We start from the raw sequence: 24,008 nt of genomic DNA, 5'->3' as shown, positions 1-24,008 counted from the left end.
CAGCCGATCAGCAGGGAGAGAACGTGACGAGTACGTCGCAGGCCGGGATTCCGGTTCGATCGTGCCCGGTGGCGCACGGTGCGCCGGGCGACTCCGACGAGCCGCGCGTACCGCTGCACGCACCGGACTTCGCGGCCGACCCGCACCACTACTACGAGGAGATGCGCCGCCGCTACGGCGCCATGGCGCCGATCGAGCTGGCACCGGGGGTGCCCGCCACCCTCGTGCTCGGCTACCGCACCGCCGTCCGGGTACTGAACGACCCGGAGCACTTCCCGGCCGACCCGCGCGCCTGGCAGCAGACGGTCCCCGCGGACTGCCCGATCCTGCCGCTGCTGGAGTGGCGCCCGATGGCGAGCCGCAGCACCGGCGCCGACTTCACCCGCTACCGCGGCGCCATCACCGCGGGCATGGACCAGGTCGACCTCTACGCCCTGCACGACGTGGTGGAGTCGCTGGCGCTGCCGCTCATCGACTCCTTCTGCGCCACCGGCGAGGCCGAGCTGATCAGCCAGTACGTCTACCCGCTGGTCTTCGGCATCGTGAACTACCTGCTCGGCTGCCCGCCGGAGATCGGCGCCAAGGTCGCGGCCGGTACCGCGGCGCTGCTCGAGGGCGTCGACGCCGAGGAGGGGAACCGCATCCTCGGCGAGGCGCTCATGCAGCTGGTGACGCTGAAGCGCGGCCAGCCGCGCCGCGACATCACCTCGACGCTGCTGCAGCACCCGGCCGGGCTGGACGACGTGGAGGCCTCGCACCACGTCTCCCAGGTGTACGGCACCGGCATCGAATTCGAGCTGAACCTCATCGTGAACACGCTGCTGCTCATCCTGAGCGACGACCGCTTCGGCGGCCGGGTGCTCGGCGGCCACCTCTCCACCAGGGACGCGCTGGACGAGGTGCTCTTCAACGACCCGCCGCTGGCCAACCTGCTCATCACCTACCCGCGCCAGCCGGTGCTCATCGATGACGTCTGGCTACCCGCGCACCAGCCGGTGGTGATCAGCATGGCCGCCTGCAACAACGACCCGATGGTGCGCCGCACCGACCAGATCACCGGCAACCGCTCGCACCTGGCCTGGGGCATCGGCCCGCACGCCTGCCCGGCGCAGAGCATCGCCTACCTGATCGCGCAGGACTCCATCGACCAGCTGCTCGACGCGCTGCCGGAGCTGCGGCCGAACCTGGCGGAGGGCCCGGTCTGGCGGCCGGGCCCGTTCCACCGCGCGCTCACCGCGCTTCCGGTGACCTTCCCGCCCACCCCGCCGCTGAATCCGGCCGCCGTGCTGCCGTCCTGACGATTCCGGCCTCGGCCCGGCCGCCGTCCGCCACAATCGGACCGTGGCGCAGTCGAGGGCGCGCGGGTGGACGCCCGCGCAGGCGGGTGATCAGACCGGCCGGGTCGCGGTGGTCACCGGGGCCAACGGTGGCATCGGGCTGGAGACCGCGCGGGCGCTCGCCGTCGCCGGTGCGACCGTGGTGCTCGCCTGCCGGGATACCGCGAAGGCCGAGCGGGCGCGCGCGCAGATCGCGGAGTCGGCGCCGGGGGCGGAGGTGCGGGTCGAGCAGCTGGACCTGGCCGAGCTGGCGTCGATCGCGGCCTTCGCCGCGCGGCTGCCGCACCCCGCGATCGACCTGCTGATCAACAATGCCGGGGTGATGGCCGCCGCGCGGAGCCACACCGCGGACGGGTTCGAGCTCGACTTCGGCACCAATCTCCTCGGCCCGTTCGCGCTCACCGGGCAGCTGCTGGAGCGGCTCGCCGCCGCGCCCGCCGCCCGGATCGTCACCGTCGGCAGCCACACCGACCGGACGCCATCGGCGCGGCTGGATTTCGATGATCTGCAGAGCGCGAACGGTTTCCGCACCGCCACCGCCTACGCCCGCTCCAAGCTCGCGGTCACCACCTTCATGGTGGAGCTGGACCGCAGGCTGGTGGCGGCCGGGTCGGCCACGCGGGCGCTCGGCGCGCACCCGGGCGGGGTGCGGACCGGCATCCTGAACCAGCAGAACCGCCTGCTGCGCTTCGCCTTCGACGAGCGCCTCGCCCGTCTCACCAACTGGTTCAGCCAGAGCCCCGCCGACGGCGCCCGCGCCATCCTGCGCGCCGCGCTCGACCCGGCAGCGCAGGGCGGCGACTACTTCGGCCCCGGCGGCTGGAACCCGCTGGTCGGCCCGCCGGTCCGGGTCCCGATCGCCCGCCCGGCGCTCGACCCCGTGCTGGGCGGACGGCTCTGGAGCGCGGCCGAGGAGCTCACCGGCATCCGCTACCTCAGCGAGTAGCGACCGGGTGGCGGTGCCGCCGGGAAGGGCGGACAATGTGCCGGGGAGCGACCGCCGGGGAGGCCGCGTGTTCGACCAGCTGTTCCACCGGGCCGCCGTGGCGGCCGGGCTCGCCGTCGTCGGCGCGCTCTGGCTCGCCTTCTTCACGCTGCTCGGTGCGGCGGGGTCGGCGACGCCGTACGTGCTCGGGGTGCTCGCCGTGCTCGGGCTCCTCGGGGCCTGGCGCTACGCCGCCGCCGCGCCGGTCCGGCGCTGGCGCCGCTTCGCCAGGCAGTTCCCGCCCCCGGTGCGTGGCGCGCTCGCCGTCGTGCTGGACGAGGCGGGCGCGGGCCGGGCCTGGGCCGCCGCCGGGCTCACCCGCCCGATCCTGGTGGACCGGGCGGGGGACTGGGGCGTCGTCCGCACCCCCGACGGGGCCGCGCTGCGGATCCGCCGCCGCCCCGGACACCACGTGCCCGACTACGCGGGCGCCGCCCCCGTGCTCGCCCGCGTCCTCGGTGTCGCCGCCGTCCGCGTCACCGGCGGCCCGGCCGGCGTCCTGCACCTGCATTTGCAGGTGCGCCACAACGCGGCCCCCCGGTGACGGGAACCGCCCCGGGCTATTAGCGGCCCGCCCCGGCCTACTTGATCAGCGGGTCGCGCGGCATGCCGAGGATGCGCTCGGCGATCTGGTTGCGGGTCACCTCCGAGGTGCCGCCCGCGATCGCCATGCCGCGGGCGCCGAGCGTGGCCAGCGCGACGGTCGCGGCCGGGCCGTCCACCAGGGCCAGCTGCTCCCCGAGCAGCGCACCGGAGATGGCCGCCCACTCGTTCATGTGCTCGGCCAGCGCGAGTTTGGTGATATTGCCCTCCGGGCCCGGCCCGGCGCCCTCGATGCTGCGGGCCGCCCGGCGCAGGTTCAGCAGCCGCAGCGCGTGCTCGTCGGCGATGTAGCGCCCGGCCCGCGCCCTGATGCCCGCCGGCGGCTCCGGGTGCCCGTTCACCCCCGCCACGATGGCCGAGACCGGAAGCATGGCCGCGCCGGAGCCGCCACCGATGCTCACCCGCTCGTTGCCGAGCGTGGCCCGCGCGACGGTCCAGCCCGCGCCCGGCGCGCCGACCACGTCCTCGTCCGGCACGAAGACGTCGGCGAAGAAGACCTCGTTGAACTCCGCGCCACCGGTGATCATCCGCAGCGGCCGCACGGTGACGCCCTCGGCGTGCATGTCGATGATGACGGTGGTGATCCCGGCGTGCTTGCTCGCCGCCGGGTCGGTGCGCACGGTGGCCAGCCCGCGGTGGCAGTAGTGCGCACCGCTGGTCCAGACCTTCTGCCCGGTCACCCGCCAGCCGCCGTCCACCCGGGTGGCCCTGGTGGTGATGCCCGCCGCGTCGGAGCCGGCCGCGGGCTCGGAGAAGAGCTGGCACCAGATCTCGTCGCGGCGCAGCGCGGCGTCCACGAACCGCTCGATCTGCGAGGGTGTTCCGTGCTGGATCAGGGTGAGCACCACCCAGCCGGTGATGGAGTAGTCCGGGCGCTTCACCCCGGCGGCGCGGAACTCCTCGTCCACCACGAGCTGCTCCACGGCGCCGGCCGCCCGGCCGAACGGCTCGGGCCAGTGCGGCATGACGTAACCGGTCTCGATGAGCCGCTCCAGCTGCGCCGCCTCGTCGCCGGCGGCCGCGATCTCGGCGGCCGCGGCGCGCGCCTTCGTCCGCAGCTCGTCGGCCTCGGGCGGCAGGTCGAGGCTGTCCGCGCGGCGCACCCCGGCGGCGGTGCGGGCCAGCACGTCCTCGGCCGGGCCGTCGCCGCCGAAGAGCGCGCGCACGGTCAGCGCGCGGCGCAGGTGCAGGTGCGCGTCGTGCTCCCAGGTGAAGCCGATGCCGCCGTGCACCTGGATGTTCAGTTCGGCATTGCGCACGTACGCCGGGAAGGCGACGGCGGCGGCCGCGGCGGCGACGAGCCGGAACTGCTCCTCGTCCTCGCCGGCCGCGCGGGCCGCGTCCCACACCAGCGCGACCGCGGACTCCGCCGCCACCAGCATGTTCGCGCAGTGGTGCTTGACCGCCTGGAAGGTCGCGATGGTGCGGCCGAACTGCTCCCTGACCTGCGCGTAGGCAACCGCCGCCGCGACGCAGTCGCTCGCCCCGCCCGCCGCCTCGGCGGCCAGCAGGGTGCGCGCCCGCGCCACCGCCGCGGCCCGCGCACCGGGAAGCACCGCGCCGATCTCGGCGCCGTCCAGCGTGACCCGGCCGGAGCGGCGGGTCGGGTCCAGGTTCTGCGGCACCTCGACGGTGACGCCGTCCCGCCCGCGCTCCACGATCAGCACGTCGTCGCCGGCCGCGAGCAGCAGCAGGTCCGCGGCGGCCGCGCCGAGCACCACCCCGGCGTCGCCATCGGCGCGGTTCTCCGTAACCGTGATCCGGGTGCGCAGCCCGACCGCGGCGGTCACCGAGCCGTCGGCCAGCCCGGGCAGCAGCCGCGCCCGCTGCTCGTCGCTGCCCGCGGCCGCGAGCACCGCCGAGGCGATGACGGTCGGCAGGAACAGCCCCGGCGCCACCGCCCGCCCCAGCTCCTCGACGACGACCACCAGCTCCGGCAGCCCGAACCCGGAGCCGCCGAACTCCTCCGGAATGTGCAGCCCGAGCCACCCGGCCCCCGCGATCTCGGACCAGAACGGCGGTACCGCCTCGGTATCGGCCTCCAGCAGCCCGCGCGCCGCGTCCCGCGCCTTGTGCGCGGTGAGCAGCGAACGGGCCACCCCGGCCAGCTCGCGGTGGTCATCGGTCACGGCAATGCCCATCGGGGCCTCCTGTCCTTGTGCCCTGGTCCACGGTAGGCGAGAGGCGGGGCTGTGGATGCCGAAATCTCTCACCTTCTCGCGCGCGGGGCCGATCCGTCGGGCCGCGGCCGCCGCGCCGCCCGGCACGCCCGGCGGCACTCGAGAGTGGTTGCGCCGAGGACGAATTCGGTGAATGACGGGTACTCGGTGTCCGAATGTATGCTGGCGCAGTGACGAACGATCTCGAGGCTCATCTCGACTCTCTGCTGAACGAGGCGGTCGCCGAGCATCGCAGGCGGAAGGACGAACTGAGCAGGGCCAGCTGGGGTTTGAACGTCGGCGCGATCGCGCTCAGCGCGTGCACCACCGTCCTGCTCGGCCTGCACATCGACGGCGCGTACCTCGATGTCTCGCGCAATATCGCGCTGGTGCTGAGCGCCGCGCTCACGCTGATCGCGAGCGTGAACATGTTCTGGGGCCTCGACAAGTACTGGATGCGCCGCAAGGTCATCTACAACGACCTGGTGGTTCTCAAGGAGGAGTTCGACTACGTGCGCGCCATGCGCGGGCCCGGGATGCGCAAGGAGATGGAGGAGATCTTCGGCAGCTACCTGCACATCCTGCGCAAACACACCGACTACTGGGAGGTGCGCGAGCGGCACACCAGCGTGGCCGTGCTCCCGCTGCCCACCGGCCGGACCGAGTACAGCACCTCCTGAGTCGCCGCGCCGCGGTCTCGTACGATCGACTCGTGCGTCACCTCGTGCGGTCGGTGTGGACCGAGCCCGCCGCGCCGGACCCGCCGCGGCCGCGCGGGCGCGATGCCGCGCTCGTCGCCGCGCTGCTCGCCCTCACCGCGCTGGAGGTGGCGCTGCGCCCCGACGTGCCGCACCGGCTGATCTGGCTCGTGGTGGCGGCGTTGATCCTGCCCACGCTGCTCTGGCGCCGCACCCGGCCGCTGCCCGCCGTGCTCGTCGCCTTCGGGCTGTCGGCCACCGTCACCGTGCTGCTCGGCGGCGAACAGTCCGACCTGACCACCCTCGGTGCGCTGTTGCTGCTGCCGTACGCGCTCTTCCGCTGGGGCTCCGGACGCGACGTGGTGCTCGGCGCGGCCATCGTGCTCACCGGCGCCGCGATCGGCACGGTCGGCAGCGGGCTCCCCGCCGCCGACGCGGCGGGCGGGTTCACCGTGCTGTTCGCCGCCGCCGCGCTCGGGCTGGCGAACCGCTACCGGGCCGGGGCGAAGGCCCGCGAGCTGGATCAGGTCAAGCTGCTGGAACGGGAACGTCTCGCCCGCGACCTGCACGACACCGTCGCCCACCACGTCTCCGCGATCGCCGTCCGCGCCCAGGCCGGGCTCGCCACCGCGCCCACCCGCCCGGACGCCGCCACCGACGCCCTGCGGGTGATCGAGGCCGAGGCGGCCCGCACCCTCACCGAGATGCGCGCCATCGTGCGCGCACTCCGGGCGGGCCGCGCCGAGCTGGAGCCGAATCCCGGCATCGGCGAGCTGTCCCGGCTCGCCCGCCCGGCCGGCGACGGCCCCGCGGTCGAGGTCGAGATCGCGGGCCCGGCAGGCGAGCTCCCGCCCGCGCTCGGCGCCGCCGTCTACCGGCTGGCCCAGGAGTCGGTGACCAACGCGCTGCGGCACGCCCGCGCCGCCACCCGGGTCCGGGTGCGGGTGCTCGTCGACGACAGCACCGTCCGGCTCTCGGTGCGCGACGACGGCGAGCACCGCCCCGCCGCGCCACCGGGGCTCGGCCGGCTCGGCATGAGCGAGCGCGCCGCGCTGTTCGGCGGCAGCTGCGCGAGCGGCCCCGCGGCGGGCCGCGGCTGGGCGGTCACCGCGGTGCTGCCGAGGGAGGTGGCGCCGTGACGCTGCGCGTACTGGTCGCCGACGACCAGGAGATCGTGCGCACCGGGCTGGTGATGATCCTCGACGCCCAGCCCGGCATCGAGGTCGTCGGCGCCGCGGCGGACGGCGACCGGGCGGTCGCGCTCGCCCGCGAGCTCCGCCCCGACGTCTGCCTGTTCGACATCCGGATGCCGCGCACCGACGGCATCGAGGCCACCCGCAGGCTGGCCGGGCCGGAGGTCGCCGACCCGCTCGCCGTCGTGGTGATCACCACCTTCGACCTGGACGAGTACGTCTACGCCGCGCTGCGCGCCGGAGCCCGCGGCTTCCTGCTCAAGGAGGCGGGGCCGGAGCTGCTGGTGCAGGCGATTCGAGCCGCCGCGAACGGCGACGCGCTCATCGCGCCGAACATCACGGCCCGGCTGCTCGCCGCCTTCGCGGGCACGGCCCCGGAATCCGCACCGGCGCAGCCGTTCAGTCCGCTCACCGCCCGCGAGGAGGAGATCCTCACCGCGGTGGCGCGTGGCCGCACCAACGCGGAGATCTGCGCGGAGCTGCACATCGGGTTGAGCACGGTGAAGACCCATATCGCCAGCCTGATGGCGAAGCTCGGAGCCAGGAACCGGGTGGAGATCGTCATCTGGGCGTACGAGACCGGGCGGCGCTGACCCGGCCGAAAGGCCGAGGCGCCGCGGGCCTCCGGGCCGATGTGCCCGGCCGTCCCGGTGCACAGGATGGTCGGTATGACAGACACCATGCGCGCCGTTGTGCAGCGCGGCTACGGCAACCCGGACGACGTCCTCGAGCTCACCGAGATCGAGCGACCCGTTCCGGGGGCGGGCGAGGTTCTGGTGCGGTTACACGCGACGAGCGTCAACACCCCGGACTGGATACAGGTCACCGGCACCCCCGCGGTGCTGCGGCTGGGCTCCGGGCTGCGCCGCCCGTCCGCCCCGATCCGCGGCAGCGATATCGCCGGAACCGTCGCGGCGGTCGGCTCCGGCGTCACCGACCTGGCGCCGGGGGACGCGGTGTTCGGGTCGGGGTGGCGGAACCGGGCGGGCGGCGGGGTTGGCACCTTCGCCGAGTACACCGTCGCGCCCGCCGACCAGCTGCTCCGCACCCCGGCGGAGCTGCCGTTCACCGAGGCCGCCGCGGCGGTGATGTCCGGGATCACCGCGCTCACCGCGGTCCGCGATGTGATAGTCGCCGGGCCGGGCACGCGGCTGCTGATCAATGGCGCCTCCGGCGGGGTCGGCACCTTCGCGGTGCAGATCGCGGCCCGGCTCGGGGCGCGGGTCACGGCGGTGTGCAGCGGCCGCAATGCCGAGTTCGTGCGCTCGCTCGGCGCCGAGCGCGTCATCGACCACACCGTCGAGGACTACATCCGCGGCACCGAGCGCTACGATGCCGTCCTGGACAACGTGCTGAACCATTTGCCCGCCGCCAGCGCCCGGATGCTCACGCCCACCGGTGTTTACGTGCCGAACAGCGTGGGCGACGGCAGCAGGCTGCTGGCCGGGCTGCCGCGCATGGCGCGGGCGGTGACGCTGATGCGGCTGACCGGCACCCGCGTCCGCACCGTCACCTGCGTGCCGAACCGGGAGAACCTGGCGGCCGTCGCCGAGCTGCTCGGCAGCGGCGAGGTCACCGCCATCGTCGAGCGGAGCTATCCGCTTGAGGCGGCGGCGTCGGCGGTCTCGCACATGCTCGGGCACCGGGCCAGGGGCAATATCGTGATCACGATGTAGCCCGGCGATCGGCTACCGATCAGCTAGCGTCCGGCGTACAGTCGTTCGACCTCGGTCGGAACGGCTCGGAGGAGCACGCCATGAGATCGGTCTGCGTCGCGTTCGCCCTCCTGCTCGTGCTGGCCGGTTGCGGCGCCGAGGATTCCGGTGGCTCGGCGGCGACGAGCAGCGGCCCGCCCGCGGCGGGCACCGAGGCCGCGCGGATCACGGATCTGGTGCGGGAGAAGTACGCCGCGGCGGGCGTGACCGGGGCGGTGTTCGGGGTGTGGCGCGGGGACGAGCAGGTGGTGCTCGGGGCGTTCGGCGACTCCCCGGTCGGCGTGCCCGCCACCGCCGACCAGCGGGTCCGGGTCGGTCAGCCGATGGAGCCCATGCTCTCCACCGTCCTCTTCCAGCTGGAGCGCGAGGGCGTGCTGACGCTGGACGAGCCGATCGCGCGCTGGCTCCCCGACTTCCCGCGCGCCGCCGCCATCACCCCGCGGATGCTGGCCGACAGCACCAGCGGCGTCGCCGACTACGTCACCGACCCGGAGTTCCTGCGCCGCTTCCAGGAGAACCCGATCCGCCCCTACACCGCGAAGGAACTGCTCGATCTCGCCAACGCCCGCCCGCCACTCTTCGCGCCCGGCACCGGCTGGTCCTACGCGCACAGCGACCTGGTGCTGCTCGGCGAGGTGCTCCAGCACGCCTCCGGCAAACCCCTCGGCGAGCTGGTCGCGCAGCGCATCACCGGCCCGCTCGGCATGGACCGCAGCGCGGTGGTGCTCACCTCCGAGATCGCCGCCCCGTACCTGCACGGCTACACCACCGAGCGCGGCGTCTTCGAGGACTCCACCTTCTGGAACCCGACGGCCTTCCTGCACTCCGGAAACATGAACGCCCCGGTCGCCGATATCGGGCGCTGGGTACGCGCGCTCGGCACCGGCGCGCTGCTCGAACCGGCGCAGTTCGACGCCATGATGGGCCCGTCGACGGCCGGGCTCGGGCCCTTCACCGCCGAGCGCTACTTCGCCTTCGGCGTGGTGCACCTGGACGAGTGGCTCTTCATGAACCCCGCCTACGGCGGCTACGACGGCGTCGCGCTCTACGACACCACCTCCGGGACCACCGTGGTCGTCTACACCACCGACGGCCCCGCCTCGAACGGCAACGTCAACGCCGCCATCCCGATCGGCGCTGCCGTCGCGAGTGCGCTGGTGCCGGAGCGGCCGCCGCGGCTGCCCTGAGCCCGGCTCAGCCGGCGTGCGTGCTGTCCAGCACCGTCGCCGCCACCAGATTCGGGTCGTCGATCATCGGCACGTGCCCGACACCGGGCAGCACCCGGAACGCCGCCCGCGGCAACCGCTCCCGCACGATCGGGCCGAACCGCTCGACCGGCAGGATGGCGTCGTGCTCGGACCAGGCCACCGTCACCGGGCAGTCCGGGGTGCGGTCGGTCAGCGCCTCGTCGCTGCCGAGCAGGTCCATGGCGACGGCGCACCCGGCGGTGTCGAGTGCGGTGCGCACCGCGTCCGCGGCGGCGAGCCGGTCGCCGCGCTCGGCGACATCCCGCAGCACCAGCCTGCGCACCGGCGGAATCCGCAGGAAGGGTGGCGCCACCGGCCGGGTCACCCGGGCCAGCCACACCAGCCTGCGCAGTTTCCGGGTGGCGCCGGAGTGCGCGGCGGTGTCGCCGTGCCAGAGCCCGGCGGGGGAGAGCGCGCACACGCTCGCCGCCCGGCCGCGGGCCGCGAGCTCCAGCGCCACCCAGCCGCCCATGGAGTTGCCCGCCAGGTGCGGCCGCTCCAGCCCCAGCTCGTCCAGGTGGCGCTCGGCATCGTCGACCACATCGGCGAAGCGCGCCGGGCGGCGCCGTGCGGCCGGGCCGCCGCGATGCCCGAGCGCGGTCGGCGCGTGCACCCGGTGGTGCGGCTCCAGCAGCGGCACCACCTCGCGCCACACCGCCCCCGACATGACGACGCCGTGCAGCAGGACCAGATCGGAGCGTGCGGAGACCACCCGCGAATTGTCCACCGGCGCAGGGTGTGGCGCCAACCTCGATTCGATGGCACGTCACTTGATTGTGCACAATTAATGCGGCACGATCGCGGGGTGAGCACTCCCCAGGTCGCCGACCGCACCCCGTCCTCGCCCGTCGTCCGGGCGCTGCGCCTGCTGGCCCGGCTCTGGCTCGGCATCAGCCTGGCCTTCGCCGGGATCAGCCATCTGAGCTTCGCGCGGCAGGACTTCCAGGCCCAGGTCCCCGCCTGGGTGCCGCTGCCCGAGGACTTCGTGGTGCTCGCCTCCGGGGTGGTGGAGATCGTGCTCGGCGCGGCCCTGCTCGTCGCCCCGCTGCGCTGGCTGCCGATCGTCGGGGTGATCGCCGCGCTCTTCTTCGTGGCGGTGTTTCCCGGCAATATCGGTCAATGGCGCGAGGGGGTCGACGCCTTCGGCCTGGACACCGACGCCAAGCGCTTCGTCCGGCTCTTCTTCCAGCCGGTGCTGATCGCCGTCGCGCTGTGGTCGACCGGCGGCTGGAGCTGGCTGCGGGCGCGCGTGCGCCGCTGATCAGCGGTCGGGCAGCCGCAACCCGACGGCGTTCCAGTCGCCGGAGACCTCCCCGCGGCCGACGATCACCAGCCCGCTGCGCGCGGTGGCCCGCACCACCCGGTGCCCGTCCAGGTGGCCGGGGCGCACGGCGGCCGGGGTGAGCAGCCACAGCCGGGTGCGCGGCGCCATGGCCTCGGCGCAGCTGAGCAGCCGATCCTCCAGGTCGCCGTCGGCGGCGCGCCACCAGACCAGCAGGATGTCCGGCGCGGACAGGGTCGAGCCGCCGGTCAGGGCGGTGCCGGTGACCGCCTCGACCTCCGCCCGGAAGGGTTCGTCGGCGTCCGTGCCGTGGCCGAGCTCCCGCACCACCTGGCCCGGCCGGAACCCGAACCGGACCACCACCGCGATCGAAGCACTCACCTCGGACCCTCCTTCGGCTCCTCACCGGGTGTGGCGCGCGCCCCGAGCGCGGTGAGCCCGATCGGGGTGCTCGCTCGGTACCCCGGGCCCCGGCCGTCACACCGCCCGGTATGCGGTCGTTGCCGAACCGAGGCCGAACCGGGTCAGCGGCGCCACCCCGGGTCCCGGCCCAGCGCCGCCACCACCCGATCCAGCCCGTCGTGGCCGGGCCACGGCACCTCGGGGCCGAAGGGGGAGCCGGGCGCGGTGCGGGCCGCGCCGCCCGGCACCACCGCCGCGACCTCGGCGGCGGCCGCCAGCACCGCCGCGTCGAAGCGCACCGGCCGCCCGAGCGTGCGGGCGATATCCCAGGCGTGCACCACGTAGTCGACGAAGTGGAAGCTCACCGCCTGCGCGCCGGAGAACTCCCCGCCGAACTCCACCAGCGGCACCCGCCGCGCGAGCACGCCGGGCTCGGCGAAGGCGGCGAGCACCGCCTCGGCGGCGGCCCGGTACTCCCCGGCCGGGTCGTCGCCGAGCGGCCGGACCTTCCAGACGGCCGGGTCGCCGTCGCCGTGTGCCGCTGCGGCGAAGCCCAGATGCTGGGCGATGGAGTGGGTGAGCAGGCCGTGCAGGGTCCAGTCGGCGCACGGCGTCGGCAGCCGCAGGTCGGCGGGGCGCACCCCGTCGACGAGCTCGATGCTCGTGCGCACGGCCGCGGCGTGGTGCGCGAGCAGGTCGGTGCGGGCGGCGAGTGCGTCCAGCGCGGCGAGCGGGTGTACCGCGGAATCGGTGGTCATGGCGTTTCCTTTCGGGGCTATCGGTAAGCGTCTGCCTATCGTGTGCATGCGCTTACGATCTGTCAACCGCTATTTTCGAACGGTGTCCGACCTCCGCCCCGATCTCGCCGCCATGATCGTCCCGCTCGGCCGCGCGCTGATGGCCGCCGAGCAGCCGGTGCTGGACCGGCACGGCATCTCCATGTGGGGCTACGCGGTGCTGCTCGGGCTCGGCGCCGAGCCGACCTACACCCAGTCCGCCCTGGCCAGACGGATCGGCGCGGACAAGACCCGGATCATCCCCTTCCTGGACGAGCTGCAGCAGCGGGGGCTGATCCGGCGCGAACCCGACCCCGCCGACCGCCGCGTCAACCTGGTCGCCCTCACCGACGCCGGCCGCGACACCCGCGACCGCGTGCGGTACGACATCCAGCTGGCCGAGGAATCGGTGCTCGCCCCGCTCCCCGCCGCGGACCGGACGGCACTGCTCAGAAGCCTGCGCGTGCTCTACGAGGCGAACCGGCCCCCGGACTGAACCCGGACCCAGCCGCCCCCGCGGGCCAGCCGAATCTCCTCGCGATCCAACAGCGAACGAGAGGGGCCATCCACCGTGATCTCACCGCGATCGGCACGAACGGCGCTGGCGCGCCTCGCCCTGGCCGGCGCGCTCGCCGCCGCCGGGCTGATGGGGACCGCGGGCGGAGCCTCCGCCGCGCCCGGCGCCCGCGTGGTCGGCGCCGAGCAGGTGAACGACCGGCAGCAGAACGTGCAGGTCTTCTCGCCCGCGATGAACCGCCCGATCACCGTCCAGGTCATCCGCGCCGCGAATGCGAGCGCCCCGCGGCCGACGCTGTACCTGCTCAACGGCTCCGGCGGCGGCCCGAACGGCAGCGGCTGGGACGCCCAGACCGACGCCGTCGGTTTCTTGCGCGACCGCGACGTCAACGTGGTCACGCCCTACGGCGGCAGCAACTCCTACTACACCGACTGGATCCGCGAGGACGCCGCCCTCGGGTTCAACCGGTGGCAGACCTTCCTGAACGAGGAGCTGCCGCCGGTCATCGAGGCGTACCTGAACGCCGACGGCAACCGCGCGCTCGCCGGGGTCTCCATGAGCGGCACCTCGGTGCTGAACCTCGCCATCGCCAAGCCCGGCTTCTGGAACAGCGTCGCCTCCTACAGCGGCTGCGCCCAGACCTCCGACCCCGTCGGCCACGAGTTCGTCCGGATCACCGTGGAGAACTGGGGCGGCGGGCAGAGCGTCGAGAACATGTGGGGCCCCGCCGCCGGCCCGCTCTGGCGCGCCAACGACCCGCTGCTCAACGCCGAGGGGCTGCGCGGCACCGCCGTCTACCTCAGCACCGGCAGCGGGCTCCCCGGCCCGCACGACAATGCCGCCGACCCGCGCGTCCAGGACGGCCGCATCCCGCTCCCGGTGCAGCTCGCCTTCGGCGGCCCCATCGAGGCCGCCATCCGCTACTGCACCATCAACCTCACCGACCGGCTCCGGCAGCTGAACATCCCGGTCACCCTCGACGACCGCCCCACCGGCACCCACTCCTGGGGTTACTGGGAGGACGACCTCCGCACGTCCTGGCCCTTCCTGGCCGGGTCCATCGGCACGAGCTGACTCGCCTCGGCGGGGAGCAGGTGCAGGGCGAGGAGGGCGGTGTCGTCGATGACGCCGCCGCCGAGCTCGGCGAGCAGCTCGCGGAGCGCGGCCACCACCTCGGTGGCGGTGGCGGGGGCCAGGTCGCGGACGAAGGCGAGCAGCGCCTCCTCGCCGTACACGTCGGCGGGGCCGGTGCGGGCCTCGATGATTCCGTCGGAGTAGAGCAGCAGGGTGTCGCCGGGGAGCAGCATGGTGCTGACGGTGGTGATGTCGGCCTCCGGCAGCACCCCGATGAGCTGGCCACCCGCGGTGGGCAGGAAGTCGGCGGAGCCGTCGGCGCGCAGCAGCAGCGCGGCCGGGTGGCCGCCGCCGGCGAGCGCGATGTGCGCCGCGTCGCGGCCGAGCGTGAGCTGGCCGTAGAGCACGGTGCAGAAGCGCGGGTCGTCGGGGTGGTGCGAGTCGAGCATGACCCGGTTGAGCTGGCTGAGCACCGAGTCCGGCTCCGGGTCGTGCACCGCGGCGCCGCGCAGCGTGTACCGGACCCGGGAGGTGAGCGCCGCCGCGCCCGCGCCCTTGCCGCAGACGTCGCCGAGGAAGAAACCCCAGCGCCCGGGGGCGAGCGGGAAGAGGTCGTAGAAGTCGCCGCCGACCTCGTCCGGCGAGGCGATGTGGTAGTGCGCGGCCACGTCGAGGCCGGGCACCGGCTCCAGCGCGGGCGGCAGCAGGGTGCGCTGCAGGATGGCGTTGACCCGCCGCAGCCGCTCCCGCTCCCGCTCCGCCTCGCGCCGGGCGCGCAGCAGCTCCGCCTCGTAGGCGCGGCGGTCGCGGGCGTCGAAGACGGTGGTGCGGATGAGCTGCGGCTGACCGTCCGCCCCCGACTTCACCACCGAGCTGAGCAGCACCGGCAGCCGCTCGCCGTCGGCGGTGCGCAGCTCCAGCGCGATCCCGGTGACCTCGCCCTGCATCCGGAGCAGCGGCGCGAAGTGGGTCTCGTGGTAGAGCCGCCCGCCCACCGTCAGCAGGTCGGTGAAGTGCCGCCGCCCGACCAGCTCGGCGCGGTCGTAGCCGAGCCAGCCGAGCAGGGTGGTGTTAACCTTGGCGATCTGGCCGTCGAGCAGCGTGGAGAGGTAGCCGCAGGGCGCGTTCTCGTAGAGGTCGTCGGTGTTGTCCTCGAGCAGCGCGGAGAACTGCGTCGGGTCCGCGGCCGCCCGCGCGGGGCGGGCGCCGGACTCGCCGGCGCCGATCACGACGGCCCGCCGCCCGGCCCGTCCAGCCCGGTGACGAAGGCGCGGATGGCCTGCGCGGTCTCCTCCGGCGCCGCCAGCTGCGGGCAGTGCCCGGTGGCGTTCAGCGTGACCAGCGTGCTGCCCGCGATCTCGGCGTGCACGAACGCGCCGACCTCGGGCGGGGCGATGGCATCGTTCGAGCACTGCGCGACCAGCGTCGGCACCCGCACCGCGGCCAGATCACCACGGTTGTCGGAGAGGAAGGTGACCCGGGCGAAGACGCTCGCGATGGCGGGGTCGGTGCGGCAGAAGTGGTTCTCCAGCTCGGCGGCGAGTTCCGGCCGGTCCGGGTTGCCCATGATCATCGGCGCCGCCGCGCCGGACCACCCCAGGTAGTTGGCGTCCAGCGACTCCAGCAGCTCGTCGATGTCGGCGGCGCTGAACCCGCCGCGGTACCCGGCGGCCGGGTCGTCCAGGAAGCGCGGGCTCGGGGCGAGCAGCACCAGCCCGGCGAACAGCTCCGGCGCCGCGGCGGCCGCCAGCACCCCCATGGTCGCGGCCACCGAGTGCCCGACGAAGACCACCGGCCCGAGGTCGATCTCCCGGCACACCTCGACCACGTCCTCGGCGTAGCCGCGCATCTCGCCGTAGCGCTCGGCGCTCCACGCCCCGAGGTCGGAGCCGCCCGCGCCGACGTGGTCGAACGTCACCACGGTGAAGTCGGGTTCGAGCAGCGGGGCCACCAGCCGCCACATGTTCTGGTCGCAGCCGAAGCCGTGCGCCAGCACCACCACCGGGGCGCCGGTGCGCCCGGAAACCGCCACCCGGTTCCTCGCCACCACGTTCATCCGTCCATCCTGACACGCCGGGGGGCGGCTGCCCCCCGCACCGGAGCAACTTCGGGGAAATCATTCGCAGTCAAGCGTTTTCGATCATGCGAGTGTTCGCTCAGGGCTCGGCGCGGCTTCGTAAACCGTCCAGGATCAGCTCCAGGCCGTAGTCGAATTCGTCGCCGTGGTCGTACCCCGCGCGCAGCACGTGGTGCTCGGCCAGCTCGAAGAAGTGCGGATAATCCCCGGTCGGCACGGCATCCAGGATGCGGGTCGCCACCTCGGCGGTCTGCTCGGGCCCCTCGAAGGGCAGCGCCGCCTCCTGCAGCGCGAAGCCGTAGATGTAGCTGTCCAGCACCGAATACGCGTGCGCGGTGAGCTCCAGCGAGAAACCGGCGCGGCGCAGGCAGCCGATGACCGCGTCGTGGTGCCGCAGCGTCGCCTGCCCCGGCGCCGCCCGCGACTCCATCAGCCCGACCGCCCAGCGGTGCCTGGTCAGCGCCGATCGGGCGGAGCGGGCGCGCCCGCGCATGGCGTCCTGCCAGTCCGCGTCCGCGCCCGGCAGCTCGATCTCGGCGAAGACCAGGTCGACCATGCCGTCCAGCAGGTCGCCCTTGCCGCGCACGTGGTTGTAGAGCGACATGGCCTCGACCCCGAGCAGGGTGCCGAGCCGGCGCATGGTCAGCGACGCGAGGCCGTGCTCGTCGGCGAAGGCGACGGCGGTGCGCAGGACGTGCTCGCGGGTGAGCGGCGTGCGTGGGGGCATGACACCTCGGGATTGACGGTACTTACGCCGTAAGCCTACGATACTTACGATGTAAGTCCGAGGCTGGAGGAACCATGAAGGTCGTGCTCGTCGTCGTGATCGCGCTGGTCGCGGTGGTGCTGCTGCTATTCGCGGTGCTGTTCGCCGGGCTGCGCTGGCAGATCCGGCCGGTGGTGAACGGGGTGCGGCAGCTGAACAAGCGGGTCACCAACCGCCGGGTGATCGGCACCGCGGGCAGCGCGACCTCGCACACCGCGGTGATCGTGCACGTCGGCCGCAAGTCCGGGCGCGAGTACCGCACCCCGGTCGACGTGGTGCCCGCCGGCGACGACTTCCTGATCGCGCTGCCCTACGGCACCGGCGCCGACTGGCTGCGCAATGTGCGCGCCGCCGGGGTGGCGACCGTCGGCGTCGGCGGCGAGCGGATCGCGGTGGACCGGCCGGAGCTGGTCGAGACCGCCGCGGTGCGCGCGCTGCTACCGCGCGGCGCCCGGTTCATGCTCGGGCTGTTCGGGGTGCGGCAGTGCCTGCGGGTGCGCCGGGTGGCGCCGGTTCAGGGCTGAGTGGGGAGCAGGACGTGCGGGCGCAGCCGGTCGAAGTCGCGCACCCGCACACTGCGCAGGTTCTGCGTGCTGAACTCGGGCTCGCCGACCAGCTCCGCCGCCGCGGCATCGTCGATCAGGATGGTGCCGGGGCGGGCCACGCCGGTGAGCCGGGCGGCGGCGTTCACCGTGGAGCCGTAGAGATCGCCGAAGCGCTGCAGCACCGGCCCGTAGGCGATGGCCACCCGCAGGTCGGGGGTGCCGCCGACCATCATGGTCGACTCCTGCACCGCGACCGCGATCCGCGCCGCCTCCAGCACCGTCTCGGCCGCGAACATCACCTCGTCGCCGACGTTCTTGATCACCCAGCCGCCGTTGTCGGTGATCGCCGCCGCGGTGGTGGACTCGAAAGCCTCCAGCAGCGTGGACAATTCGTCCACGTGCAGGTGGCGGGTGAGCCGGGTGTAGCCGACCATGTCGGCGAAACCGACCGCGAGCGTGCGGATGTGGTCGGCTCCGGTGCTGCCGTCCAGCGAGCGGGTGACGGCCGCGGCCAGGTGCCTGCGCCAGGTGTAGCGCTGCAGCTCCTCGAAGGCGTCCAGGGTGGATTCGGTTGCCTCGCGCAGGGATTCGGCCGGGTCGCCCTCGGTGCGCGCGGCCCTGGCCAGGATCTCGGTGGCGACCAGGTCGGCCTGCCACTCGGTGAGCCGGGCCATGCTCTGCCCCAGCGTGCGCGCCGAGGCGGCGACCACCCTGGGGTCGGCGGACTGGAAGACCGTGAGGTCGCGGAAGAGCCGGACCGCTGCCACGTCCAGCCCCGTGTACTCGACATCGTCGTCCGAGCCCGCCGGGAAGCCGAGCGCGCTCCACAGCTTGCGCGACGTCTCCGGCGTCACCCCCGCCTGCTCGGCCACCTCCGCCCTGGTGAAGCGGCGCTCGGCACCGAGCAGATACGACTCCATGATCGAGCGCACCAGCTCGGAGACCTCGGTCGATACCACCCCGACCACCTTACGGTGAGGTCGGATGGTTTGGGAGCGTGCCGGTTCTACCCCGTCGGCAGAACCGCTGCCGAATCGACCGCGAGGCCCTTTCCCTACCGGACCGCGCCGGTGACCAGATCGGTGTTGAATTCCTCCTCGGAGCTGGATGTCCAAGCCTTGACCGTGAGTTCGGACGGAGTGCCGACTCCGAGGAACTCGTGGAGCGCACGGACGCACTCATGGGCGATGGTCCGATATTCGCGGTAGTGAGCGGGCCAATTCACGTGCTTGAACCAATTGACGGAGACCGACTCCGGCGGCAGGTACCAGCCCTGGTCGTCCAGCATCTGCTCGGCATCGGCGGACATTCGATAGCGGTCGTCGCCGAGCTGGTCGTTGTGGGTGATTTCGCACCACAGCCAGCGTGGCCTCATCTGGAAGCGGATGAACCGGTTACCGGTCGCGCCGATTACGAGGAACCCGCCCTCGGGTAGCCAGGTCAAGGTAAGCGCCAGGGCCTCGGACAACCGTTGCCAAGCGTCGCGATCGGTCGTCGTCATCTGCTCTCCTCAGGGGTGTGCGGCGACGTGACACGGCGCGGGTCGACGAGGCCCAACTGTATGCTCTGGGGCGAGATCGTCAGCTGGATGCCGACGCGGGGGAGGTGCCAGCCGATCCGGGCTTCCCAGCCGGGCCGGTACTCCACCGCGTCGCCCAGCGTTCCGGTGAGCGCCTCCGCGAGTTCCGCGAAGCAGTCGATGGTCGGTGGCCGCAGCGCCATCGACATATGCTCCGGATCGGCGACATCGGTAACGGTCACGGACAACCCGACCACTCCGCCCGTCCAGGAGTGGACAAGCCCGGTGTGGGATCCGGGATCGAGGTCGGTCTCCAGCCATCGATTGGTTTCGTTCTTTCCGATTCGCCAGCCGACCAGCGCGCAGAAGGGCGCGAGCTCGTCGACATCGGCGATCGGCCACTGTCCCCACGAGTATTCCGCGGCGGTGCGGGAGATCCGGATCGCGGCTTCGGTATTGGCGCGCATGGCATCAGCCTACTTTCTCGATAATGACCTGAAGAGCGCGGTGTTCGCGGGCGAACCGTCATCTGATGTGGGCACCGTAGGTCAGGACGCGGGCGTTCTCGTTTCGGTCTGCGTACCCATGGCTCGCCGCCACCAGGAGGTTCAGTACGAGGGATTGGTTCTGCCGTCGATGTTGCCGAGCCCGGATCGCCGGGTGGGCCGCTGCTGCCCCAGCGGCCGCGATCGGAGCCGTCCAGGTCGCGAAGGTGGGTGGGCCGCCGGGAACAAGTCCGGTCAGCCATGCCGGTGCGGCGCCGGTGCCCGCGATCGGAGTGGCGTCCCGGGTACCGGGCGGCAGAGCAGGCGGATTCGGCGGTTGCGCGAGCCGGAAATCCTTCGCGGTCTGCGGATCGACGTGGTGGGCGGTGATCGTTCCGCTGGAGTCGGTGTGGACGACCACGTAGTCGAAGGACTCCTCCCCGGAACGCAGCCGGCGGGCCAGTTCGGGGTCGTGCTGCTCCAGCGCCTTCATGGGCCCGGAGTCGGGACGGAGGAATTCGTCCTGCGCGTAGGGATAGGTACCCTGCTCGACTCTGATCTGGTGGCCGCCGACATCAATGGTGCGAGGGCTGTAGCCTATCGACTCGCCTCCCTTGTATTCGAGAAGAACGACCCGGCGATTGCCGTCCGCATCGGTGACGATGCCGATCCGATCGGCCGTTCCGCCGTACTTGCCCGCGTAGATGATCTCGATGTTGTTCTCGTCGGCGAAATGGTCCCCGCCGATCTCGCCTCGCTTTTCGGTCGCCGACGTGATTATCCCGCGTTGTTCGGCTCGGCCCGCGCTGAGTTCCTCGAGCCGGCGGACTATTGGATCGGCGTGATCCAACTGGCCGGATTGCACGAGTTTGCCTATCGTCTCGTCAGTCCTGCCCGAAGTGAACTGATCGATAGTGAGAGGTTGCCTGCTGAAGCTACCGTCGGTGACGGTGAGATTCCGCTCATCGATGATCCGCTGGATCTCGGCCTCGTACTCCCGGCGAGCTCGGATCGCATCGTCGTAACGCGCCGTCTGCTCATCGATCAGACCTCGCACCGGAGCGTCTACCTCGTTCATCGGAATTGTCCCGAGAGGCTCGTCGGCGAGTTTTCCGCGCATAAGGGTTTCGCTGGGAACGGTGTCCCACGATTCCATGTCGACCCGCCGGCCATGCGGGTCGGTCCAGTAGACCTGATTTCGCTTGTCGATACCACGTCGCACGCCTTCCGGTAGCGTGCGGCCGGGCGGCAGTTCCGGGGCGGGTCTGCCTCGGCCGGGGCCGGGCAACGGCCGCCACGGAGCCTGTGGCCTCCAGGCCCCTGGTCCGCCGACCCCGGACTCCGGTGGCTGCCATGGGCCGTCGTACCCCCCGTATTCGCCGGGGTTGTGATAGGCCGGATGACCTGGCTGCAACGCTGGCGAACTCCGCGGTTCCAGGTCGAACACATGTCCTTCACCACCACCAGGCGGTGGCGGCGCGGCGCGACCGGCCGGGGGCGGCGAAATGGATGCCGGTTCGGTACCGCCGACCCGTGGTACCGCCTCCTGCGAGCTCGGTGGCAGCTCCCCGCGGGGAGAATTCGGCGGGGTGGCTTCGGGAAGGTGCCTGCCGGGTAGGGGAGCCGTCGGCTGCCGCCATAGCGGGGTATCCCCGGCTCCGCCCCACCCCGGCCGCACCGTCCGGCCGAGTTGGGTGGCTGCCTCCGCTCCGGCTTCGCCGAGGATCCTGTCGCCGAGCCAGCGGAAGCCCTTACCCAGTGGTCGCACTATCACGCCGGGAGCGAAGGTCAGGAGGGTCATGCCTGCCCCGAAAGCGGCCTGGCCGTAATTGCCCGTCTCCAGGCCTTCGCCGAGGTCGCCGAGGCCGGTCATCTCACCTATCCAGGCGCGGAATTCCGGTTCGGTCACCGAGTTGATCGGCGGAGGTGGACCGTCCGGCACCGCGACGAGCGGGTTGTCCGGGTCGACCGGGTTGAGGAATTGGTTGTTCCGGAGGGGGTCGACGTTCTCCAGGTCCATGACGGGGATTCCGGCCTGCTGCAGGCGGAGCCGGGCCGCCGCCGCCCGATCGGCCAGTATGGTGTCGGCGTCGTCGCGGGAGACTCCGTCGAGGAGCAATGTGCGCAGTTCTTCGCGGTAGCGCGGATGGTTCAGCGTGTAGTTGCCGAGCTGCGCGGTGAGCTGATCCGACTCCTGCTCCTGCCGGGTGTAGGCGCCGAGGCGCCACAACCGGTTCGCAGCCTCGGTACGGCGTTGCTCGCCGAGTGCGTCCAGCGGGCCGGTGGTGGACGCCCACTGCAGGTCGCGCACCAGTTCGGTGGAGCTGTAGCCCGGCCCGGGCAGGAGCAGGGCGCCACCGGGGTGCCTCGGCGCCGCGGATTGATTCCAGTGCGCGTCGAGGCGCGCGGCGGCTGCTGCCCGGTCGGCGAGAGTGTGCGGTCCCATCAGGGTGCCCGCGGTGAGTGCCAGGTCGCGGTCGCGCTGCTGCGGTGTGTAGAACGGGTTGGTGGTGTAGAAGCCGGCGGCCTCACGCGGTGAGATACCCACCGACGGAACGGATGTGACGGGTTCATGGCCCGGCACGGTCACGGTGGACTCTACGCCGACGAGGCCGTTGCCCAGCGGCACCGGCTCGTTCCGGATAGTGGTTCCGCTGGGGAGCGTCACCGTCTCGTTGCTGGCCGGCGGACCGTTCTCGGTGATCGCGAGGACATCGAGCATCCCCATCCCGGACTCGGTGGGCTGGGGCGGTGGCGCGGCGCTGGGCAGCATGCCCAGCATCTCGTAATTCCGCCGCTGCTCGTCGGTGAGTGACGGTGCCGGCTTCCCGCCGCCCCCTCCGCCCTTGTCGGAATGCTGTTTGGCCTTGTCCTTCTTCGCAGACATGGGAGTCACCTCGGTATTCCTGGGGCCACCTCGCCGAGGGGGAAGGGCCGGAAACGAAGAGTGCCGTCCTCGATCCGTAGATCGAGGACGGCACGGGGTCGTCTCGACGCCGCAGCGGCGGTCGCCACTCGGCGGGAATCCACAAGCATCGCGCGCGGAGGTGGTCACAAAGCGCAGGCGACCCGGAGCCACCGCAGCTGAGTGCGGCGGGGCCGCGGCGTGCGATGGGCGCGGTGAGACTGCGATCGATGCTAGGAGAGCGGCACCGGGGATCCGCGGGCGCTCGAGACGAAGCGCGCAGGTGTGGCGCTGAATTGAGCTTCACAGAAGCAGCCGCCCCAGTCAATACCCGCGGTTGCCCATATGGTTGTGCCGCAGCCGCTTACGAACTCGACAACGGCGCACGGGTGAGCGCTCAGGACGCCGTTCCCACCACTCTCTGGACCGCCGCCACCTTCCTGAACGACTGCCGGGCCGCCATCGCTGCCTGCGTCGAGGCGGGCGGTGCAGGTCGCGGCTATGGCACAGCCCGCGCCTTCGCCGGAACGGTCCTCGCCGCGGTCCGCCGCGAATTCCCGGACACCTCGCTGCGCGCGGTCGTGCAGGAGTGGAACACCCGCTGCCTGCGCCTCCTGACCAACCTCGGCTTCACTGCGAACGCCAGGCACGAGGCCCGCGGCATCGGCTACCTCGTGCTCACCGCGGCGCGATAGACCGCCGTCACACCGTGGCGCGGGTCACACCGCCGCACCCCGCCGAAAAGTGCAGACCCCGCCGAAACGGTCTGAAACGCGAGTGAACGATTTACCGCTTCCGCCAGCCCGTCCGCCCCGACCTGGGCGAACGAAAGCTTGCGGCAATCACCCGGCGAGCGCGACTTCCCAGCGTGTGGAAGGCTCAGCGCCCGGTGCAGCGCGTAGTTCGCGCACGGCATCGCTCCCGGGTCGGGCCGGGGTGGCCTGCGCGCACGTCCGGAATTCGGCACGCTGCCTGTGGTGATCGCATTCCGCGAATTCCCGGCAAGCCGGTTCGGCGCTGCCGCCCGCCTCGATCACCGCACCGCGCACGACGAAGAACGGACACGAAGAGCAATGACACGAGTTCCCTCGCACCCCTCCCGCGGCCACCGGGCCGGGCTCGTCACCGCGGGGCTCGCCGCCGCGATGGCGCTGACCTTCGGCGCGGGCACCGCCTTCGCGGGGGTGGACAGCACCGACCGGGTGATCGACGGCAAGCAGCGCACGATCAGCGCCATCCAGGCCGACACCACCATCCGCGCGGTACCGCCGCTGGACCGCAACCCGCTCACCCGGCAGTGGTTCCACGATGTCACCGCGCAGTTCACCGTCGAGGGCGAGAAGGCCGAGGAGTTCGCGGGCACCATCAAGATCGGCTACCTGGTCGGCTTCCCGGCCACCGTCGACGGCCGTATCAAGTTCGGCTACAGCTCGCCGCGGGTCGGCATCGAGACCGACAACGGCATCCCCGGCCCCAAGCTCGACGTCGACCTCATCCCGACCGTCACCGGCGAGATCGAGACCGGCTTCGGCCCGGGCGTGCGGCAGATCGAGGCGGTCAGCGGCCGGATCACCGGCGCCGAGGGCAGCGTGCGGCTCACCAACTCCATCGGCACCGTCACCGGCGTGATCGGCACCGCGACCGTGCAGCCGTACGTGACCGTGGTCAGCGACACCGGGGACTCGGTCACCACCCTCGGCAAGCCCTACGAGGTGAACTGACC

The 24,008-nt window shown here is 72.6% G+C and carries 25 protein-coding genes; 14 read left to right on the top strand and 11 right to left on the bottom strand.

The window, feature by feature from the left end:
- Positions 1-23 precede the first annotated feature (23 nt).
- From AB0H71_RS06905 to AB0H71_RS06895, 3 genes are all read left to right on the top strand, one after another.
- A complete protein-coding gene (locus AB0H71_RS06905; RefSeq protein ID WP_357015715.1) occupies positions 24-1,298 on the top strand; it encodes a cytochrome P450 in 1,275 nt (424 codons plus the stop codon).
- Between the two features lie 43 nt (positions 1,299-1,341).
- Positions 1,342-2,283, top strand: coding sequence for an oxidoreductase (locus tag AB0H71_RS06900; protein WP_357015712.1), 942 nt, complete (start codon positions 1,342-1,344; stop codon positions 2,281-2,283).
- A gap of 67 nt (positions 2,284-2,350) precedes the next feature.
- Positions 2,351-2,866, top strand: a complete 516-nt coding sequence (locus AB0H71_RS06895) for a hypothetical protein (protein ID WP_357015710.1) — start codon at positions 2,351-2,353, stop codon at positions 2,864-2,866.
- Between the two features lie 37 nt (positions 2,867-2,903).
- Here the strand turns inward: AB0H71_RS06895 and AB0H71_RS06890 are convergent, their stop codons facing one another.
- The gene (locus AB0H71_RS06890) at positions 2,904-5,066 is read right to left on the bottom strand and encodes an acyl-CoA dehydrogenase (RefSeq protein ID WP_357015707.1); all 2,163 of its coding nucleotides are present in this window, start codon (positions 5,064-5,066) and stop codon (positions 2,904-2,906) included.
- Positions 5,067-5,275: 209 nt separating this feature from the next.
- Between AB0H71_RS06890 and AB0H71_RS06885 the strand changes: the two genes are divergently transcribed.
- The 5 genes from AB0H71_RS06885 to AB0H71_RS06865 all read left to right on the top strand — a co-directional run bounded on the left by AB0H71_RS06885 (position 5,276) and on the right by AB0H71_RS06865 (position 9,877).
- Positions 5,276-5,764: an SLATT domain-containing protein gene (locus AB0H71_RS06885; protein WP_357015704.1), complete on the top strand. Its 489-nt coding sequence runs from the start codon at positions 5,276-5,278 to the stop codon at positions 5,762-5,764.
- Between the two features lie 32 nt (positions 5,765-5,796).
- A complete protein-coding gene (locus tag AB0H71_RS06880; protein ID WP_357015702.1) occupies positions 5,797-6,921 on the top strand; it encodes a histidine kinase in 1,125 nt (374 codons plus the stop codon).
- Positions 6,918-7,568 carry a response regulator transcription factor gene (locus AB0H71_RS06875; protein ID WP_357015699.1) on the top strand — a complete coding sequence of 217 codons (651 nt, stop codon included), beginning with the start codon at positions 6,918-6,920 and terminating at the stop codon, positions 7,566-7,568. Before AB0H71_RS06880 ends, AB0H71_RS06875 begins: the two co-directional genes overlap by 4 nt.
- 75 nt (positions 7,569-7,643) lie before the next feature.
- Positions 7,644-8,651, top strand: coding sequence for an NAD(P)-dependent alcohol dehydrogenase (locus tag AB0H71_RS06870; protein WP_357015696.1), 1,008 nt, complete (start codon positions 7,644-7,646; stop codon positions 8,649-8,651).
- 80 nt (positions 8,652-8,731) lie between these two features.
- Complete coding sequence (locus AB0H71_RS06865) at positions 8,732-9,877, top strand: serine hydrolase domain-containing protein (RefSeq protein ID WP_357015694.1); 1,146 nt, start codon at positions 8,732-8,734, stop codon at positions 9,875-9,877.
- A gap of 7 nt (positions 9,878-9,884) precedes the next feature.
- Here the strand turns inward: AB0H71_RS06865 and AB0H71_RS06860 are convergent, their stop codons facing one another.
- Positions 9,885-10,664 (bottom strand): alpha/beta hydrolase, encoded by a 780-nt coding sequence (locus AB0H71_RS06860; RefSeq protein WP_357015691.1) that lies wholly within the window; start codon positions 10,662-10,664, stop codon positions 9,885-9,887.
- Between the two features lie 78 nt (positions 10,665-10,742).
- Here AB0H71_RS06860 and AB0H71_RS06855 point away from each other — a divergent pair, with 78 nt between their 5' ends.
- Complete coding sequence (locus AB0H71_RS06855; protein WP_357015688.1) at positions 10,743-11,198, top strand: hypothetical protein; 456 nt, start codon at positions 10,743-10,745, stop codon at positions 11,196-11,198.
- On the opposite strand, the gene AB0H71_RS06850 is transcribed toward AB0H71_RS06855, so the two are convergent.
- Entirely contained in the window at positions 11,199-11,600 is a 402-nt protein-coding gene (locus AB0H71_RS06850) for a DUF3052 family protein (RefSeq protein WP_357015685.1), read from the bottom strand.
- A 143-nt stretch (positions 11,601-11,743) separates the two neighbouring features.
- Positions 11,744-12,379 carry a TIGR03086 family metal-binding protein gene (locus AB0H71_RS06845; RefSeq protein ID WP_357015683.1) on the bottom strand — a complete coding sequence of 212 codons (636 nt, stop codon included), beginning with the start codon at positions 12,377-12,379 and terminating at the stop codon, positions 11,744-11,746.
- An 82-nt stretch (positions 12,380-12,461) separates the two neighbouring features.
- Between AB0H71_RS06845 and AB0H71_RS06840 the strand changes: the two genes are divergently transcribed.
- Both AB0H71_RS06840 and AB0H71_RS06835 read left to right on the top strand, forming a co-directional pair.
- Entirely contained in the window at positions 12,462-12,893 is a 432-nt protein-coding gene (locus tag AB0H71_RS06840; RefSeq protein ID WP_357015680.1) for a MarR family transcriptional regulator, read from the top strand.
- Positions 12,894-12,968: 75 nt separating this feature from the next.
- On the top strand, positions 12,969-13,988 hold the full coding sequence (locus AB0H71_RS06835) for an alpha/beta hydrolase family protein (protein WP_357015678.1): 1,020 nt from the start codon (positions 12,969-12,971) through the stop codon (positions 13,986-13,988).
- On the opposite strand, the gene AB0H71_RS06830 is transcribed toward AB0H71_RS06835, so the two are convergent.
- The 3 genes from AB0H71_RS06830 to AB0H71_RS06820 all read right to left on the bottom strand — a co-directional run bounded on the left by AB0H71_RS06830 (position 13,925) and on the right by AB0H71_RS06820 (position 16,792).
- Complete coding sequence (locus AB0H71_RS06830; RefSeq protein ID WP_357016212.1) at positions 13,925-15,148, bottom strand: SpoIIE family protein phosphatase; 1,224 nt, start codon at positions 15,146-15,148, stop codon at positions 13,925-13,927. The genes AB0H71_RS06835 and AB0H71_RS06830 overlap by 64 nt on opposite strands.
- A gap of 65 nt (positions 15,149-15,213) precedes the next feature.
- On the bottom strand, positions 15,214-16,044 hold the full coding sequence (locus tag AB0H71_RS06825) for an alpha/beta hydrolase (protein ID WP_357015675.1): 831 nt from the start codon (positions 16,042-16,044) through the stop codon (positions 15,214-15,216).
- Positions 16,045-16,144: 100 nt separating this feature from the next.
- Positions 16,145-16,792, bottom strand: coding sequence for a TetR/AcrR family transcriptional regulator C-terminal domain-containing protein (locus tag AB0H71_RS06820; protein ID WP_357015673.1), 648 nt, complete (start codon positions 16,790-16,792; stop codon positions 16,145-16,147).
- 74 nt (positions 16,793-16,866) lie between these two features.
- Between AB0H71_RS06820 and AB0H71_RS06815 the strand changes: the two genes are divergently transcribed.
- Positions 16,867-17,355, top strand: a complete 489-nt coding sequence (locus AB0H71_RS06815; RefSeq protein ID WP_357015670.1) for a nitroreductase family deazaflavin-dependent oxidoreductase — start codon at positions 16,867-16,869, stop codon at positions 17,353-17,355.
- Here AB0H71_RS06815 and AB0H71_RS06810 read toward each other — a convergent pair.
- From AB0H71_RS06810 to AB0H71_RS06795, 4 genes are all read right to left on the bottom strand, one after another.
- A complete protein-coding gene (locus tag AB0H71_RS06810) occupies positions 17,346-18,296 on the bottom strand; it encodes an adenylate/guanylate cyclase domain-containing protein (protein WP_357016209.1) in 951 nt (316 codons plus the stop codon). The genes AB0H71_RS06815 and AB0H71_RS06810 overlap by 10 nt on opposite strands.
- A 134-nt stretch (positions 18,297-18,430) precedes the next feature.
- Complete coding sequence (locus AB0H71_RS06805; protein WP_357015667.1) at positions 18,431-18,877, bottom strand: hypothetical protein; 447 nt, start codon at positions 18,875-18,877, stop codon at positions 18,431-18,433.
- Positions 18,874-19,362: a DUF6301 family protein gene (locus AB0H71_RS06800; RefSeq protein WP_357015664.1), complete on the bottom strand. Its 489-nt coding sequence runs from the start codon at positions 19,360-19,362 to the stop codon at positions 18,874-18,876. Before AB0H71_RS06800 ends, AB0H71_RS06805 begins: the two co-directional genes overlap by 4 nt.
- 58 nt (positions 19,363-19,420) lie before the next feature.
- A complete protein-coding gene (locus tag AB0H71_RS06795; RefSeq protein WP_357015661.1) occupies positions 19,421-22,267 on the bottom strand; it encodes a hypothetical protein in 2,847 nt (948 codons plus the stop codon).
- 407 nt (positions 22,268-22,674) lie between these two features.
- On the opposite strand from AB0H71_RS06795, the gene AB0H71_RS06790 reads away from it, so the two are divergent.
- Positions 22,675-22,980: a hypothetical protein gene (locus AB0H71_RS06790; RefSeq protein ID WP_357015659.1), complete on the top strand. Its 306-nt coding sequence runs from the start codon at positions 22,675-22,677 to the stop codon at positions 22,978-22,980.
- Positions 22,981-23,358: 378 nt separating this feature from the next.
- A complete protein-coding gene (locus tag AB0H71_RS06785) occupies positions 23,359-24,006 on the top strand; it encodes an MspA family porin (protein ID WP_357015655.1) in 648 nt (215 codons plus the stop codon).
- The last annotated feature ends 2 nt before the right edge of the window (positions 24,007-24,008 follow it).

The sequence above is a fragment of the Nocardia sp. NPDC050697 genome, assembly GCF_040654395.1.
Lineage (GTDB): Bacteria > Actinomycetota > Actinomycetes > Mycobacteriales > Mycobacteriaceae > Nocardia.
This window is presented reverse-complemented; position numbering and strand designations above follow the sequence as displayed.